This is a genomic window from Parafrankia sp. EAN1pec (assembly GCF_000018005.1).
Classification (GTDB): Bacteria; Actinomycetota; Actinomycetes; order Frankiales; family Frankiaceae; genus Parafrankia; species Parafrankia soli.
Genome location: NC_009921.1, coordinates 7,984,079 through 7,999,978, shown reverse-complemented (window position 1 = coordinate 7,999,978; position 15,900 = coordinate 7,984,079). Strand labels below are relative to the sequence as shown.

Genomic DNA, 15,900 nt, shown 5'->3' with positions numbered 1-15,900 from the left:
TCGGCTGGATCCGGACAGACCACGGAACGAACATGCTTCGCTTCTGAACCGGTTCGCTTCTGAACTGGTCGCATGCAGCGGCTGAACCGTGCGGGGTCTTAACGAATGACCGACGCCGATCGTTCCAATGTCCGAGGATAGCTTTGTCGATGTTTCGGGAAGCGTCTGTTGGATTACTCGTATCCGTAAAAGCTTCCGCGTGGAATGCGTGAGGGCGCAAATATCGCGCCCCGGCGAGAGTCGCGCGATGCTCCGTGTTGCGAGAGGTTCACGCCCCGCGTCGATACCCGCGTCCACGCAGGTCGCGAATCGATCTCCCTCGGCGTCAGTCGGCCGCGAGCAGCTCCGCGATCTGCAGCGTGTTGAGCGCCGCGCCCTTGCGCAGGTTGTCCCCGCACACGAACAACGCGACCTCGTGCGGATCGTCGGGCGACTGACGGATCCGCCCGACCCAGGTCGGGTCGGTGCCCACCACATCCGCCGGCGTCGGGAACTCGCCCGCGGCGGGATCGTCGAGCACGGCCACGCCCGGCGCTGACGCCAGGACGTCCCGCGCCTGCTCGGCCGTGACCGGCCGCACGAACCGGGCGTGCACCGCCACCGCGTGCGTCGTGACCACGGGCACGCGCACACAGGTCGCCGAGACGCGCAGCCCGGGCATGCCGAGGATCTTCCGTGACTCGTTGCGGATCTTGAGTTCCTCCGACGACCAGCCGCCGTCCCTCAGCGAGCCGGCCCAGGGCACCACGTTCAGCGCCAGCGGCGCGGGGAACGGGCCCAGGCCCTCCTCGCCGACGGCCTTGCGCACGTCGCCGGCGTTCTGCCCCAGCTCGCTGGTGCCCCCGACCAGGGCGAGCTGCGCGTAGAGGGTGTCGATGCCCTCCTGGCCGGCCCCGCTCGCGGCCTGGTAGGACGTCGCGAAGAGCGACTCGAGGCCGAACGCCCGGTGCAGCGCCCCGACCGCGACGATCATCGACAGGGTGGTGCAGTTCGGGTTCGCGATGATGCCGCGCGGGCGGTCCGCCACCGCCGCGGCGTTCACCTCGGGCACGACCAGGGGAACATCCGGGTCCATCCGGAAGGCGCCGGAGTTGTCCACCGCGATCGCGCCCCGGGCGGCGGCGACCGGCGCCCACTGGGCCGAGACCTCGTCCGGCACGTCGAAGACCGCGATGTCGACGCCGTCGAACACCTCCGGTGACAGGGCCCGCACGGTGACGTCCTCGTCGCGGACCCGCAGCGTGCGCCCGGCCGAGCGGGCGGAGGCCACCAGTCTGATCTCACCCCAGACGTCGGGGCGCTCGGTCAGCAGCGCGAGCATCACCGTGCCCACCGCGCCGGTCGCGCCGACCACGGCCAGCGTCGGCCGCTGGGACGTCCCACCCATGCCCTGACTCCGCTCGCTCATCGGCCGGTTCCCGCGTACACCACGGCGGACTCGTCCGGGTTGCCCAGCTCGAAGGCGGCGTGCACGGCGCGCACGGCCACCGGGAGGTCGGTGTCCCGCACGACCACCGAGATCCTGATCTCGGACGTCGAGATGATCTCGACGTTGACGCCGGAGTCGGCGAGGGCGCCGAAGAACCGGGCGGACACCCCGGGGTGGGACTTCATCCCGGCGCCGATCAGGGACAGCTTGCCGATGTGGTCGTCGTAGAGGGTCCGCTCGAAGCCGATCTGCTCGCGGACCTTCTCCAGCGCGCCGAGCGCCGTCCGGCCGTCCGCCATCGGCAGGGTGAACGAGATGTCCGTCCGCCCGGAGCCGGCGACCGAGCCGACCTGGACGATCATGTCGAGGTTGACGTCCGCGTCAGCGACGGCGCGGAACACCGCCGCCGCCACCCCGGGCTTGTCCGGGCAGCCCTTGACTGTCACCTTCGCCTCGCTCGAGTCGTGCGCGACGCCGCGGATGATGGCCTGTTCCACGAGCTGTGCCTCCGGAGTCTCGGTGACCCATGTGCCCGGCTTCGACGAGAACGAGGAGCGGACATGCACGGGGACGGAGTAACGGCGGGCGTACTCGACGCACCGCAGCATGAGCACCTTCGCCCCGCAGGCCGCCATCTCCATCATCTCCTCGTAGGAGATCCTCTCGATGCGGCGTGCGTCGGGGACGATGCGCGGATCGGCGGTGAACACGCCGTCCACGTCGGTGTAGATCTCGCAGGCGTCGGCGCCCAGCGCGGCGGCGAGCGCCACGGCGGTCGTGTCGGAACCGCCGCGCCCCAGCGTGGTGATGTCCTTCGTGTCCTGACTGACACCCTGGAAGCCGGCGACGATCGCGATCGCGCCCTCGTCCAGCGCGGTGCGGATGCGGCCCGGGGTGACGTCGATGATCCGGGCCCGGCCGTGCACCGAGTCGGTGATCACGCCGGCCTGCGAGCCGGTGAAGGAACGCGCCTCCGCGCCCAGCTTGGTGATCGCCATCGCGAGCAGCGCCATGGAGATCCGCTCGCCGGCGGTGAGCAGCATGTCCAACTCCCGCGCGGGCGGCAGCGGGCTCACCTGCTCGGCCAGGTCGAGCAGATCGTCGGTGGTGTCGCCCATCGCGCTCACCACGACAACCACGTCGTTCCCGGCCCGGCGGGTCTGGACGATCCGGTCGGCCACCCGCTTGATGCGATCCGCGTCCGCGACCGAGGACCCGCCGAACTTCGCGACCAGGAGCGCCATGGCTGCCAGATTACCGAGACCAGGGGCACCTCCGCCGCGATCCGCGGATGTGTGGTCGGCCGCCGTCCGTCGGGATCCGCGGATCCCGGCCGGCGGCTGCTCGTGCCGGAAACCCTGCCCGCCCCCGCTTCGTTGACCTTGCGCGGGACGGTGGATCGCCTGCGTGGCCGGAGAGCGATCACGCGCGGCGGCGATCCGGTGGCACGTGTGTCATCCGACCGACGGCTTACCCGGAGAGTTCGGCCTTGTGTGCAAGGGTGACCCGGGAAGCGACCGTGTTGGTCCGATGGTCCTCGACGTGGAGGATCGTCGGCGTTAAAGGGATCCTTCAGGAAGGACATTCGTCATGGCGATCAGCCTTGCCAAGGGCGGCAACGTCAGCCTCACGAAGCAGGCCGCCGAGGCAGGAACCGGAGCGCTGACCGCGCTCACCGTCGGGCTCGGGTGGGATGCCCGCACGACGACCGGCACCGACTTCGATCTCGACGCCTCCGCCATCGGCGTGAAGAGCGACGGCAAGGCACTGTCCGACGGGCACTTCGTCTTCTTCAACAACATGAAGTCCCCGGAGGGCGCCATCACGCTCTCCGGCGACAACGTGACCGGCGCCGGCGAGGGCGACGACGAGTCCGTCAACATCAACCTGGGCCTGGTCCCGGCGGAGATCGACAAGATCGTCGTGCCGGTCTCCATCTACGACGCGGCGAACCGGGCCCAGAACTTCGGCCAGGTCCGCAACGCCTACATCCGCGTGGTGGACCAGACCGGCACCGAGCTCGTCCGTTACGACCTCTCCGAGGACTACTCGACCGAGACGGTCGTCATCTTCGGCGAGGTGTACCGCAACGGAGCCGACTGGAAGTTCCGCGCGGTCGGCCAGGGGCACAACGACCTCAGCGGCCTCGCCCGCGACCACGGCGTCAACGTCTGACCGCCCGCGAGCCGAGTGCCTGCGGGTCGAGTTCCCGCGGGCTGAACATCCGCGGGCCGGTCAGCCGGCGCGCGGGTGTCCGCGCGGGCTGACCGGCCGCTGACGGGGGGTGCGTCGCATGTTGGCCTGGCAGGTCACTCGCCCCGCGCCGGTGGCCACGGCGCCACTGCGCGCGGTCGAGCTGCCCATCCCCGAGCCCGGTCCCGGTCAGGTCCGTCTGAAGGTCGCCGCCTGCGGCGTCTGCCGGACGGACCTGCACCTGGCCGAGGGCGACCTCCCGCCGCACCGGCCGCTCACCGTGCCCGGTCACGAGGTCGTCGGGTACGTCGACGCGCTCGGTCCCGGGGTCCACGGGGTTTCCGGGCCAGCCGGGCCAGCCGGTGCGGCCGGCTCCCGGCGACCCGATCCGGCCCCGGCGGCCCCGATCCGGCTGGGTGACCGGCTCGGCATCGCCTGGCTCGCCGGAACGGATCAGACGTGCGCCTACTGCCGGCGCGGCGCCGAGAACCTCTGCCCCGCGTCGCTCTACACAGGCTGGGACGCCGACGGCGGGTACGCCCAGTACGCCGTCGTCGACGCGGACTACGCCTACCGCCTGCCCGCCGGCTACAGCGACGGCGAGCTGGCCCCGTTGCTGTGCGCCGGGATCGTCGGCTACCGGGCGCTGCTGCGCGCCGAGCTTCCGCCCGGCGGCCGGCTGGGCGTCTACGGGTTCGGCGCGTCCGCGCATCTCGCCGCGCAGGTGGCGATCGCCCAGGGCGCGACGGTGCACGTCATGACCAGGTCCGCCCGGGCCCGCCGCCTCGCCCTCGAGCTCGGCGCGGCGTCCGCGACCGGCGCCTACGACTTCCCACCCGAGCCGCTCGACGGGGCGGTCCTGTTCGCACCGGTCGGCGATCTGGTCCCGGTCGCGCTCGCCGCGCTGGACAGGGGCGGCACCCTCTCGATCGCCGGGATCCACCTCACCGACGTCCCGGTCCTGAACTACCGTCGGCACCTGTTCCAGGAGCGCTCGGTGCGCAGCACGACCGCGAACACCCGCGCCGACGGCCGCGAGTTCCTGGAGATCGCCGGGCGCCACCGGCTCGCGGTGACAACCACCCCGTACCCGCTGACGGCCGCCGACCAGGCGCTCGAGGACCTCGCACGCGACCGGGTGGACGGCGCCGCCGTGCTGTTCCCGGACGGCGTCTGACGGCCGGCTTACGGGACGAGGCGGTAGAACCGGAAGAAGTCGTGCTCGATGGGCAGCGTCTCCGTCGAGGTGAAACCCGCGAGTTCGGCGTAGCCGGCGAGCGTCGCCGGGCGCATCACGGTTCCCGTGCCCACCGACGGCTGCCGTGACATCCCGTCCGGCAGGCAGCCGATCAGCGAGTAGCCGTAGAGCAGCCGCTCGATCTCGCCCGCGGGGGCGTGGAACGACTCCGCGCACCGCTCGTCCATGACGATCATGCTGCCGCCGGCGGTCAGCAGGCGGCGTGCCGCGTCGAGCACGGCAACCGGGTCCGCCATGTCGTGGACGCACTCGAAGGCGAACACCAGGTCGTAGCCGCCCACCGCCTCGCCGTCCGCGGCCTGCGCGGCGTCGGCGTCGGTGAAGGTGACCCGGTCGGTCACCTCGAAGGCGGCGGCGTTGCGCTCGGCGAGCCGCACGGACTCGGTGTCCGGGTCGAAGCCGTCGACGGTCACTCCGGGGTACGCGCGGGCCAGCGCGATCGATGACCATCCCGCCCCGCAGCCGATGTCGGCGACGCGCGCGCCGGCGACCAGCGTGGCGTGCACCTCGGGAGCGGCCGGCAGCAGCTCCTGGCACAGCAGGGAGAGGAACATCGGGCGGTTCGCGGCGGCCTGGGCCTCGCGCGCGTCGGCGCCGAACCGTTCCCAGCTCACCCCTCCGCCGGTCCGGAACGCCTCGGCGATCTCGCCGAGCTGCCGGCCCGCTCCGGCCACGAACCGGGCCAGCGGAGCCAGGTAGTTCAGGCTGTCGACGTCGGCGAGGACCTCCGCGTGCCCCGCGGGCAGCAGGTAACGGCGGGAGAGCGCCTCGGCCGTGCCCGCGGCCTGCCCGTCTCCTGCGGGCTCCGCGCCCGCGCCCGGGTCGCCATGCTCGTCCCGGCTTCCATCCACGCCACGGTCCGCGTTCTCGTCCTGGTCGACGTCCGCTGCGACGGTGAGGTAGCCGCAGACCGCCTGGTGCTCGAGCCACTCACGGGCGTACCGCTCCGTGCTGCCGGTCGCGCCTGCCAGTTCGGAGGAGGTGAGGGGCCCGCGCTCGGCGAGGGCGGCGTAGTACCCGAGCCGGTCGCCGAGATAGATCGCCTGAACCTCCTGGGCGCCCAGCACCGCGTCGAAGACCCGTTGGGTGAACGCCTCGACCGAGGCGGACGTGCCGTCGGGCGTGCCCGTGCCCGTGCCCGTGCCCGTGGCCGTGGCCGAGCCGGTGATGATTGTCATGATTTATCCGCTCCCTCGTGACGCCGGGTGATGGCTTCAGCATCCGGGTGTGGACTGCAGGAGTGATGCGGCCGGCTTGCGGCGGGATAGCGCGGGGGTGGCGTGTCCGGCGTGTGACGGGTTGTGGACCCATGGGACTCCTATGATCGGTTCGTGCGCGTGCGCCTGCTGGGCCCGGTGGACGTGGTGGACGCCGCCGGGCTGCCGATCGCCATCGGCAGCCCCACACAGCGGCTGCTGCTGGCCATCCTCGGATCGCGCGTGGGGGACGTGGTGCCTCCCGCGCGTCTGGTCGATGCCGTGTGGGGGGAGTCCCCGCCGCCGTCGGCCGAGGCGACGCTGCGCTCCTACATCTCGAGGCTGCGCCGGGTCCTCGGGGACGCGCTGCCGACCCATCCCGGCGGGTGGTCGCTGCGGCTCGCCCCGGAACAGGTCGACATCGCCGTCTTCGAGCGTCTGCTGCGGCTGTCCGGGCAGGTCCAGGACGCGTCCGCGCGGCTCGCCGCGTTGGACGACGCGCTCGCCCTCTGGCGGGGCCCGGCCTTCGGCGAGCTGACCGACGACCCGGCGCTGCGACCGGTGGCGGTGCGCCTCGGCGAGGCTCGCGGCGCGGCGCGCGAGTCCCGGGCCGCGCTGCTGCTGGCGGTCGGGCGCCCGGCCGAGGCGGTCGGTGCCGCGGAGGAACTGCTCGCCGAGTACCCGTGGCGGGAGGGCGCGTGGGGGACCCTCCTCGGGGCGCTGAGCGGTTCCGGGCGGGCTGTCGAGGCCGCGGACGCCTACCGCCGGGCGCACGCGGCCCTGGCGGAGGTGGGCCTCGAACCGGGCCCGGCGCTGCGCGCGGCCCAGGCCGCGGCACTGTCCACGGCAGCCCCCACCGCCGCCCCCACGACAGTTCCCACGGCAGCCCCCACCGTCGTCCCCACAGCGGCCCCCGTGACGGCTCCCGTCCCTGAAAGGGCTGGGCCGGCTGGGGTGGCGGGCTCGGGACGGCGCCGTCGGCCTCGCCGACCCGTCACGTCCCTGCTGGGCCGGGAGGCTGACACGGCCGCGGTCTGCGACCTGCTCGCGTCGGCCCGGCTGGTCACCATGTTCGGGCCGGGCGGGGTCGGCAAGACGCGGCTGGCGCTGCACCTCGCCGACCGTCTCGCGGACAGGTTCCCGCACGGCGTCCTGATGGTGGAGCTGGCGACCGTCGCCGACCCGACCGCCGTCCCCGCGTTCGTCGCGGACGCGCTGGGCATGCGCGGCGCCGACGGCGACGCCGGTGCCGCCCTCGAAGCCGCCGCCGAGCTTGACGCGCTCGTGATCCTGGACAACTGCGAGCACGTGGTGGCCGCGGCCGCCGCCGTCGCATCGGCTCTGGTCGAGAACGGTCGCGGTGTGCGCGTGCTGGCGACGAGCCGCGAGCTGCTCGGCGTGGACGGCGAGCACTGCTGGCCGGTACGCCCGCTGCGCGTCGACGGCCCGGACGCACCCGCGCACGCCCTGTTCTGGGACCGCGTCCGAGCCGCCTGCCCGGCGCCGGTTCCGGGGGCCGGACCGGCCTCGGACGGAGACCTCGAGGCGGCCGACCGCATCGTCCGGAGGCTGGACGGCCTGCCGCTCGGCATCGAGATGGCGGCCGCGCGCAGTGGCACGATGTCCCTGCCCGAGCTCGCCGACCGGCTCGAGGACCACCTCGGCCTGCTCCGGGACGTCCGCCGGGTGGGAACGCCGCGCCACCGCACGCTCGCCGACGTGGTCGGCTGGTCGGTCTCGCTGCTGGACGCGCCGCACCGCGCGATGCTGCGGACCATGGGCGCGTTCGCGGGCCCGGTGAGTCCCGCGGACGTCGCCGCGCTGGCGGGCCTGCCCGAACCGGAGGCGCTGGATCTGCTCGACGCCCTGGTGGCCCGGTCGCTGGTGGTCGTCGATCCGTCCCGGGTACCGGCCCGCTACTCGCTCCTGGAGATCATCCGCGAGTACGCGCGACGGCAGCTCGGCGCGTCCGACGCCGTGCTGCGTCAGGAACACGCCCGGTACATCCTCGCCGAGGTGCGGGCCGCGGACGCCGTCCTGCGCACCCCGCGGGAAGCGGCGGGGCACAGCCGGATCACCGACCTGATGGTCGAGGTCCGCGCTGCCCAGACATGGGCGCTGAGCGAAGATCCCCCGCTGGCCGTGGAGATCGCGGCCGGCATGCACGTGTTCGCGATGACGCGGCTGCGGGTCGAGCCGTTGCACGCCGCGGTGGAACTCGTCCGCTCGCTCGGGCTGCACCCGCCGCCGGGCGGCGAGCCCCACCGGCTGGCGGACCTGGTGTCGGATCTCGCCGCGGGCCTGCCACCCGGCGTGACGGCGGGGGCCGCGGCGACCACCCTGGCCACGGCGGCATGCTGGTACGTCAGCGCCGGTGAGCTCGAGCTCGCCGTGGCCTGTGCACAGCGCGGACGGCTGATCGCCGGTGACGCGCCCGAACGCCGGTTCCCGCTCGAACTGCTCAGCGACACCGCCTCCTACCAGGGCCGGATCGGCGAGGCCGTCGACCACGGCTGGGAGCTCGTCGCCGCGGCGCGGTCCTGCGCCGACCCGCACGCCGAGGTGGTCGGGCTGCTCAACGTGGCGATCGCGCACGCCTACGCGGGGCACGCCGAGGACGGCCGGGCCGCCCTCAGCCAGGCCCCCGCGGGGCCGCTCGCGCCGTCCGAGCTCGGCTGGCTGGCCTACGGCGAGGCCGAGCTGATCCTTGACCGCGACCCGGACCGCTGCCTGCGGCTGCTCGACCGCGCGGTCGCCCTGGCGGATTCGGTCGACAACCCCTACCTGGGCGGGGTGGCACGGGTGTCCGCGGTGTCCGTCCGGGCCCGCTGCGGTGACCCGCAGCAGGCCGTCGAGGCTTTCGCGCAGGTGCTGCGGCACTGGCGTGACCAGTATGCGCTGACCCACCTACTGACCACGTTGCGTAACCTCGTCGTGCTCTTCCAACGCCTCGGCCGGCCGCGGCCGGCGGCCCGGCTGCTCGGCGCCGTCACCTCGCAGGCGGTCAAGCCGAGCTACGGCGCGGAGGCCGCGATGCTCGCGGGAGCCGACAGCTGGGTGGACGACGCCCTCGGCTTCGCCGCCGCCACCGCCGAACGCGCCGCCGGAGCCACCCGCACCGTCATCGCCGCCACCGAGACAGCCCTCGACGACCTGGCTGACATCACCGCGGAGATCCGCGGCGGCTGAGCGAGTCCACAGACGTCCATGGACCCCCTCACCCGCCACACATCGTTCCGCCTGCCTGGCAGGGGCCTGGCTTGGCTTCACAGAGCCGATAGGCGTGTCGTGGGTGCGTCGGGTCAGCGGGGGCGGGTCGCGAGCAGGCGCAGGGCGAGGGTGCCGGCGGCGGTGAGGGCGGCGGCGGTCGCGACCTCCCGGGGCAGCCGGTGCCGGGCCTCGTTCTGGATCGCCTCGTGGAACCGGTCGAAACGGGCGGGCCAGGGGCTCGAACCGACAAAGTAACGGCCCACCTTGTCGGTGTCGGGCAGGCAGGCGCCGACCATGCCGGCGAGCACCCCGATCCGGCGGTCCGCCGGCGCCGCGGCCGTCAGCAGCGCCATCGCGGCGAGGCCGGCCACGCCGTCCTTGCGGGCGATCGGCAGCCATTCGGACTCGGTGTCGGGCCCGGTGCCCCAGTGCGGCAGCGCGTCCATCACGAGGTGGGAGAGGAAGCCCGCGGCCAGCGCCGGCCCCAGCCTGGGCACGGCCATACCGACGAACGCGCCGGCACCGACATGCGAACTGATGATCATTGGCCGCTCCTGCTCACCTGGTCGAGACGGGTACTGGCCTGGTTCCCAGGCATGGTTCCACCTTGTCCCCGGCCCCGGCGGGCGCCGCACCGGGGTCCGCCGGGTGTGCCATGTCGGGGTCCGGCGGGCGCTGCTCCGGGGCGCGTCCACACGCCCGCGCCCGCCGAGCCGCGGCGCCGTGGCCTGAGACTGCCGGGAAAGTTGTGCCCGTTGGACTCCGGACAGTCCACACGGCACGTAGCATCTGCATGCATAGCGCAGTGGTGTGGTATCTGTGGCTGGAACTCCAGCTTGTACCGGGCCGGCATGGTCGACACGGTGTGACTGGACAAATCGAAGATGGCGGGTTGACCGGGCCAGTGACAGGGCCGGGGGTCGGAAGGTGAGGCGTGACGGCCATCCCTCGCAGACGTGTGCTCACCGGCACCAGCACGTGCAGCCGCAGGCGTGCGTGCACTGGCATCTGCACACCATCCTATGGTCGGGCGCTTCCGGTGCCGTCCCGGCCCCATCCGCGACCCCGCCCGAGCCGGGCAGCGGTGGGCGCTGGTGTCGCCACCCCGCTGCCGGGGCGTCCCGATCCGCACGCCGCCGTCCGTGCCACCGGCGTCCCAGCCGCCCCCGGCCGGGATGTCTAGGCGGATCTCGCATATGCGTGTGACCGACTCCCTCGCGACGGCAGTCGAATACCCGGACACCCCCGCGGGGGCGATCGTCTCGGTTGCCTGGCGGATAGAGGGCGCCGGCCGTGTCGTGGGCGGGCTGCTGCCGCGCGGCCATCCCGACGGCGGCACGCTGGGCAAGCGGATTCTGCGCGGAGAACGCATCTGGGCCGCCGAGATGCTCCCCTGGGAGCAGGAGATCTCCGCGGAGATGAGCCTGGTTGAGCCCGGGCCGCCCGGCAGCCCGGCCCGGATCATCGTGCACGGCCCGTCCGGCGACATCGTCGGCTACCTGGACCAGCCCGGGCTTCCCCCCGGGCGCCTCCAGCGGCTCACGACGGGCCTGAGCCGCGACGCGCGGCAGGTGCGGATCCGAGCTGGCGGACGGGTGTGGTGGGTACGCGCCACTCATTTGTTCGGCGTGCGCGTGATGCGCGACTCCGGTGTCCTCGTCTACGCCACCAGAGGGCTACACGCGGAGTTCGAGCCGGTGGCGGACTCGCTGGACATGAGCGTCGTGCTGCTGACGCTCGCGTCCATCCCCAGTTCCGCCTACGCCCCGATCCTGGGGTTCTGACACAGCGGCGGGCCGAGCCGGGCCCGGCTCGGCCCGCCCCGGCTCGGCCCCTCGGTCAGGCGCTGACGATCCGCCGGCCCTCGAAGGCGCGGCCGAGCGTGACCTCGTCGGCCCACTCCAGATCGCCGCCCATCGGCAGCCCGCTCGCCAGGCGGGTGACGGTCAGGCCCATCGGGCCGATCTGGCGGGCCAGGTAGGACGCCGTCACCTCGCCCTCGGTGTTCGGATCCGTCGCCAGGATGATCTCGGTGACGGTCCCGTCGGCGAGGCGGGCCACCAATTCGCGGATGTGCAGGTCGTCCGGCCCCACACCGCCGATCGGATTGATGGCCCCGCCGAGGACGTGGTACTTGCCGCGGAACTCACGGGTCCGCTCGATCGCGACGACGTCCTTCGACTCCTCGACCACGCAGATGGACGTCGGATCACGCCGCGGGTCGGAACAGATCCGGCACAGCTCTGACTGGGCCACGTTGAAGCAGATCCGGCAGAACCGAACCTTTTCCTTCAGCTCGGTCAACGCGCTGGCGAGCCGGCGGACATCGGCCGGGTCCGCGGCGAGCAGATGGAACGCGATGCGCTGCGCGCTCTTGGGACCGATCCCCGGGAGCTGCCCCAGCTCGTCGATCACATCCTGGACGATGCCCTCGTACACGGCGCCGGCTGACTCAGCCGAGCCCGGGAATACCCAGGCCGCCCAGCGCCCCGCCACCCGGCAGTGCCCCGGCCGCGCCGGGACCACCGCCGACCGCGCCACCGCCCGGCCCGCCGAGCCCTCCGACGGCGCCACCGAGACCGCCGAGCGCGCCACCGAGACCGCCGGTCGCCGCGTTCATCTTCTCGGCCGCGAGCCGGTGCGCGTTGGTGGTGGCGTCACGCACCGCCGCGAGGATGAGATCGGCGAGGGTCTCGGTGTCCTCGGGGTCCACGGCCTCGGGCTTGATCACGAGGTCGACCAGCTCACCACCGCCGTTCACCGTCGCGACGACGAGCTCGCCACCGGCCGAGCCTTCGACCCGGGCCTCGGCCAGCTCCTGCTGGGCGGTGAACAGGGCGGACTGCATCCGCTGCGCCTGCTCGAGGATCTGCCCCAGGTTGGCCCCGCCACCAGCGGGGATCTGCGGGTTCGACATGACCATGAGCCTACGTGCCGCCGGGCGCCGAACCGGTGTCAGCCACCCGTACTGCCCACCCGAACCGCCCACCCAGCCCGCTCGGTCACCCACCGGCGCTCGTCCGTCAGCCGGACTGCTCGATCACCGTCGCGCCCAGACTCGTGCGGAGCAGGGCCACGGCCGCGTCCTCGCCGCCCCGGGCCCCGCCCAGCTGGGTCGGCGCGTCCTCGTCGTCGAGCGAGACCTCGTCCGGCGCGGTGTCCGTGGCGGACATCGACGCCGCCGCCACGGAGGCACCCCCCGGCCGTGCCGCGCCCGCCGCTCTCGGTCCCCCTCCGGGACCGGTCGGCGTCCGAGTGGAGCCGTTGAGGCCGGTTCTTGCGCTCACCGCCGCCCGCGCCGCGGCAAGCCCGGCCTCCGCGGTGCCCAGGCGGGGGACGGCGACGGCGGTGGAGCCCACACCGGACCCCGCGGCCGCGCCGCTCACGCTCGCGTTTCCCAGGCTGGCTGTGGCCGTCGCCGAGTGGAGGCCGGCCGGCGGGCGGGGGAGCCCGTCCTGCGCGGCCGGGCCGGAGGACCCGGCGTGCGCCATGGACGCCGGCGCGGCGGAGACACCGGAGGGAGCCGGGAGGGTGGCCCCTGGTGCTCCCGAGCCACGGCTCGCGCCGGCTCCCGCCGCGGACCAGCCGCCGGGAGCGCCCGCGTTCACCGGAACCGCCGGGCCGCCGTGGGCGTCGGAGTACCCGCCCGGATGCCCGCCGCTCGGGTCGACCGCCCCCGGCGAGGACGGGCCGCCCGGGCTCGCCTGCCCGGCGGGACCGCCGTAACCATTGGGCCGCTGCGGGGCCACCGCCTCCGCGGGCCGGCCGCCGCCGGCCTGCTCGGTCGGCCCCCGCTGGCCGCCACCCGGACCACCCGGGCCGCCTGGGCCACCGGGACCGCTGTAGCCGCCTGGCCCGCCGCCGTTGCCGTTGTCGGGCCGGCCGTTGCCGGGCCCCCCGCGCGGTGCCTGGGGACGGCCTCCCGAGGACCCGGGGCCACCGCCGATCGTGACCCGCCATGTCCCACCGAACTTCTCAGCCAGCAGGGTTGCGAGGATCTCGACGTTGTTCCCCTGGCCGAACATCTTCGCCATGGCCGGTGCGGAGAAGGCGAGGACGACCTCGTCCCCGCGGACCTCGGCGACCGAGGCGTAGTCCTTGAGGATCGCGTGGGTGCGCCGGCTGCGCTGGACGGCGAGCGCGAGCACCTCGTCCCAGCGGGCGTTCAGGGCCGCCGCGTCGAGCCCGCCCCCGCCGGGGGCCGCGGCAGCCGGCATCGCGGGCCGTGCGGGCGAAGCCGGCCGGGCCGTCTGGGTATGCGCCGCCGGCGCCGGGGCGTGTGCCGCGGCCTGCCCGTGAGCACTGTCAGCGGCGCCACCGAACCCGGGCCCCCCGTCAGCGGGCCGGGCGCCACCGAACCTCGCGTCGGCGTGCGTCGCACCACCGACCTCGGCGCCGCCAGTCGGGGTCGTGCCGGCACCGGCTCCGCCGCCGACCACCGCTCGGCGCTCCAGCCGCTCGAGCCGGACGGCGAGCGCGGCCGGATCCCCGGCGGCGCCCGGGAGGAGGGCGCGGGCGAGGATCAGCTCCAGCAACAGCCGTGGGCTCGCCGTCCCGCGCATCTCGACCAGACCCGCATGCAGGACGTCGGCCGTCCGGGAGAGCTCGACCGGCCCGATCCGGCCGGCCTGGGCGCGCATCCGGTCCACCTGGTCGGTGGAGAACGCCTCGAGCAGGCCGCGTTCCACCGCGTCCGGCACCGCGGCGACCACGATGAGATCACGGAGCCGATCGAGCAGGTCGGTCGCGAACCGGCGTGGATCGTGACCGGAGGAGACCACACTGTCGACCACGGTGAACAGCGCGGCGCCGTCGCGTTCGGCGAGGGCGTCCACAGTCTCGTCGAGCAGGATGCCGTCCGTCATGCCCAACAGCGCCACCGCGCGCTCGTAGCTGAGCCCGCCGTCGCCGGCGCCGGCCAGAAGCTGGTCGAGAACGGAGAGCGAATCCCGGACGGAGCCCGCGCCCGCCCGCACCACCAGCGGGAGCACCGACGGCTCAACGACCACGCCTTCCTGCGCGCAGATCGACTCCAGGTGCTTGCGGAGCACACCAGGAGGCACCAGACGGAAGGCGTAGTGGTGCGTCCGGGACCGGATCGTCGCGATGACCTTGTCCGGCTCGGTGGTGGCGAAGACGAACTTCAGGTAGGACGGCGGCTCCTCGACGACCTTCAGCAGCGCGTTGAACGCCGCCGCCGTGACCATGTGCGCCTCGTCGACCACGAACACCTTGAACCGGGCGGACGCCGGCGCGAAGAAGGCGCGTTCCCGCAGGTCACGGGCATCGTCGACGAGGCCGTGCGAAGCGGCGTCGATCTCGGTGACGTCCATCGAGGAGCCGGTGCGGATGGAGACGCACTGATCGCACACCCCGCACGGCTCCGGGGTCGGCCCCTTCTCGCAGTTCAGGGAGGCCGCCAGGATCCGGGCGGACGAGGTCTTCCCGCAGCCTCGCGGGCCGCTGAACAGGTAGGCGTGGTGCAGCCGCCCGGAGCGCAGCGCGTGCCCCAGTGCCTCCGTGACGTGCTCCTGGCCGACAACCTGGGCGAACGTCGCGGGGCGGTACCTGTTGTACAGCGCTGTGCTCACTCGCCTGCTCCGGATGCTCGAGATGATCGTCCGAACGAGGAGGACCCCCCGCACACCCGCCAGAGCCCGCTTACCCTTGCTGCCTTCCGGCCCTGGGGGAGTTCACGAGGGTAGCGCCGCACGAGGGGTCTGCTGGGCAGTCTAGCGGTCCGCCGGCGATCGGGGACGGGAGGGTCCGGTGGCCCCCCATGACCCCGTTCGCGCCCCCCCCCGCGACCCCACTCGGGCCCGCCGTCGGATAGGCTCCCCCACGGAGGATTCGCCTAGTGGCCTAGGGCGCACGCTTGGAAAGCGTGTTGGGGGCAACCCCTCGAGAGTTCGAATCTCTCATCCTCCGCCGTTCTGTCCCGCTTCGGCTATGGTGATCAAGACTCCTGAGCTGGGGCGATGCCGAGTCGGACACAGCGTCACCACCTTCCGATGATCGCTGTGAGCACACGGGTCGCTCGGGGGACCGCCACCGCCTCGCCCGCGCGCTGGCCGGACGACCGCAGCAGAGGTGGACGTAGAGGTTCCCGATGATCGCCGGGGAGCTGTGCCCCAACCGCTTGGACACGAGCGTGATGTCGATGCCCTCGGCGAGCTGGAGCGATGCGCGGGTGCCGCTAAGCCCTCTCGCGGTCGCCACGGTGATCTCCCCAATGGGCTCGCGGTCGCGGTCGACCGTCCACGTTCCTACGGGGTCGCCGTAAACGCTTGCCGGCCACCACCTCGACGACCCCGGGCTCGGCGGCGGCGCGCACCGTCGTGCACAGCCCCGCCTGGCGGGCGATCTGCTGCATCCGGCGGGTGACGTCCCGAGGCCGCAGGTACCGCCCATCCGGTTGGGTGAACATGAGGCCGGTCAACTCGACCGGTTTGCCGAACTGGTCGGGCAGGACCCCGTTCGACCAGCCGGGCCCGACGAGCCGGCGTTCCTCTGCCGCTGCGGGTCTTCGGCGGCCATACCCCGATCCCACTGCCGGAGTCCGTGATCTGCTGGCTGATCGTCAGCCCGTCGAGCTCTTCGTGCAGGCCGGGCCA

11 protein-coding genes, 1 tRNA gene and 1 other RNA gene are annotated in these 15,900 nt (G+C 73.5%); 5 read left to right on the top strand and 8 right to left on the bottom strand.

The features are described from left to right. Positions 1-325: 325 nt before the first annotated feature. Complete coding sequence (locus FRANEAN1_RS32795; protein ID WP_347176850.1) at positions 326-1,408, bottom strand: aspartate-semialdehyde dehydrogenase; 1,083 nt, start codon at positions 1,406-1,408, stop codon at positions 326-328. After that, positions 1,405-2,673: an aspartate kinase gene (locus FRANEAN1_RS32790; protein WP_020463982.1), complete on the bottom strand. Its 1,269-nt coding sequence runs from the start codon at positions 2,671-2,673 to the stop codon at positions 1,405-1,407. Before FRANEAN1_RS32790 ends, FRANEAN1_RS32795 begins: the two co-directional genes overlap by 4 nt. Positions 2,674-3,019: 346 nt before the next feature. Here FRANEAN1_RS32790 and FRANEAN1_RS32785 point away from each other — a divergent pair, with 346 nt between their 5' ends. After that, positions 3,020-3,604: a TerD family protein gene (locus FRANEAN1_RS32785; protein WP_020463981.1), complete on the top strand. Its 585-nt coding sequence runs from the start codon at positions 3,020-3,022 to the stop codon at positions 3,602-3,604. A 118-nt stretch (positions 3,605-3,722) separates the two neighbouring features. Next, on the top strand, positions 3,723-4,799 hold the full coding sequence (locus FRANEAN1_RS32780; RefSeq protein WP_020463980.1) for a zinc-binding alcohol dehydrogenase family protein: 1,077 nt from the start codon (positions 3,723-3,725) through the stop codon (positions 4,797-4,799). A gap of 8 nt (positions 4,800-4,807) precedes the next feature. Here the strand turns inward: FRANEAN1_RS32780 and FRANEAN1_RS32775 are convergent, their stop codons facing one another. After that, entirely contained in the window at positions 4,808-6,058 is a 1,251-nt protein-coding gene (locus FRANEAN1_RS32775; RefSeq protein WP_020463979.1) for a class I SAM-dependent methyltransferase, read from the bottom strand. 153 nt (positions 6,059-6,211) lie between these two features. Here FRANEAN1_RS32775 and FRANEAN1_RS32770 point away from each other — a divergent pair, with 153 nt between their 5' ends. After that, the gene (locus tag FRANEAN1_RS32770) at positions 6,212-9,265 is read left to right on the top strand and encodes a BTAD domain-containing putative transcriptional regulator (RefSeq protein ID WP_041255040.1); all 3,054 of its coding nucleotides are present in this window, start codon (positions 6,212-6,214) and stop codon (positions 9,263-9,265) included. A 113-nt stretch (positions 9,266-9,378) separates the two neighbouring features. Here FRANEAN1_RS32770 and FRANEAN1_RS32765 read toward each other — a convergent pair whose 3' ends face one another. Next, on the bottom strand, positions 9,379-9,831 hold the full coding sequence (locus FRANEAN1_RS32765; protein WP_020463977.1) for a hypothetical protein: 453 nt from the start codon (positions 9,829-9,831) through the stop codon (positions 9,379-9,381). A gap of 651 nt (positions 9,832-10,482) precedes the next feature. Here FRANEAN1_RS32765 and FRANEAN1_RS32760 point away from each other — a divergent pair. Beyond that, positions 10,483-11,070, top strand: coding sequence for a hypothetical protein (locus tag FRANEAN1_RS32760; protein WP_157472876.1), 588 nt, complete (start codon positions 10,483-10,485; stop codon positions 11,068-11,070). 55 nt (positions 11,071-11,125) lie between these two features. On the opposite strand, the gene recR is transcribed toward FRANEAN1_RS32760, so the two are convergent. The 4 genes from recR to ffs form a co-directional block, all read right to left on the bottom strand. After that, complete coding sequence (gene recR, locus FRANEAN1_RS32755) at positions 11,126-11,725, bottom strand: recombination mediator RecR (protein ID WP_020463975.1); 600 nt, start codon at positions 11,723-11,725, stop codon at positions 11,126-11,128. A gap of 13 nt (positions 11,726-11,738) precedes the next feature. Then, on the bottom strand, positions 11,739-12,203 hold the full coding sequence (locus tag FRANEAN1_RS32750; protein ID WP_041256773.1) for a YbaB/EbfC family nucleoid-associated protein: 465 nt from the start codon (positions 12,201-12,203) through the stop codon (positions 11,739-11,741). 106 nt (positions 12,204-12,309) lie between these two features. Beyond that, positions 12,310-14,877, bottom strand: a complete 2,568-nt coding sequence (locus FRANEAN1_RS32745; RefSeq protein WP_020463973.1) for a DNA polymerase III subunit gamma and tau — start codon at positions 14,875-14,877, stop codon at positions 12,310-12,312. Positions 14,878-14,913: 36 nt separating this feature from the next. Beyond that, an RNA gene (gene ffs / locus FRANEAN1_RS36695) (signal recognition particle sRNA small type) lies at positions 14,914-15,010 on the bottom strand. Positions 15,011-15,129: 119 nt separating this feature from the next. Here ffs and FRANEAN1_RS32740 point away from each other — a divergent pair. After that, positions 15,130-15,214: transfer RNA gene (locus tag FRANEAN1_RS32740), tRNA-Ser, on the top strand. The last annotated feature ends 686 nt before the right edge of the window (positions 15,215-15,900 follow it).

Excerpts from the sequence above, each read along its gene's own strand:
- FRANEAN1_RS32790 (WP_020463982.1), bottom strand. The coding sequence starts at position 2,673 with ATGGCGCTCCTGGTCGCGAAGTTCGGCGGGTCCTCGGTCGCGGACGCG.
- FRANEAN1_RS32785 (WP_020463981.1), top strand. The coding sequence starts at position 3,020 with ATGGCGATCAGCCTTGCCAAGGGCGGCAACGTCAGCCTCACGAAGCAG.
- FRANEAN1_RS32765 (WP_020463977.1), bottom strand. The coding sequence starts at position 9,831 with ATGATCATCAGTTCGCATGTCGGTGCCGGCGCGTTCGTCGGTATGGCC.
- FRANEAN1_RS32750 (WP_041256773.1), bottom strand. The coding sequence starts at position 12,203 with ATGTCGAACCCGCAGATCCCCGCTGGTGGCGGGGCCAACCTGGGGCAG.
- FRANEAN1_RS32760 (WP_157472876.1), top strand. The coding sequence starts at position 10,483 with ATGCGTGTGACCGACTCCCTCGCGACGGCAGTCGAATACCCGGACACC.
- FRANEAN1_RS32780 (WP_020463980.1), top strand. The coding sequence starts at position 3,723 with ATGTTGGCCTGGCAGGTCACTCGCCCCGCGCCGGTGGCCACGGCGCCA.
- FRANEAN1_RS32775 (WP_020463979.1), bottom strand. The coding sequence starts at position 6,058 with ATGACAATCATCACCGGCTCGGCCACGGCCACGGGCACGGGCACGGGC.
- FRANEAN1_RS32795 (WP_347176850.1), bottom strand. The coding sequence starts at position 1,408 with ATGAGCGAGCGGAGTCAGGGCATGGGTGGGACGTCCCAGCGGCCGACG.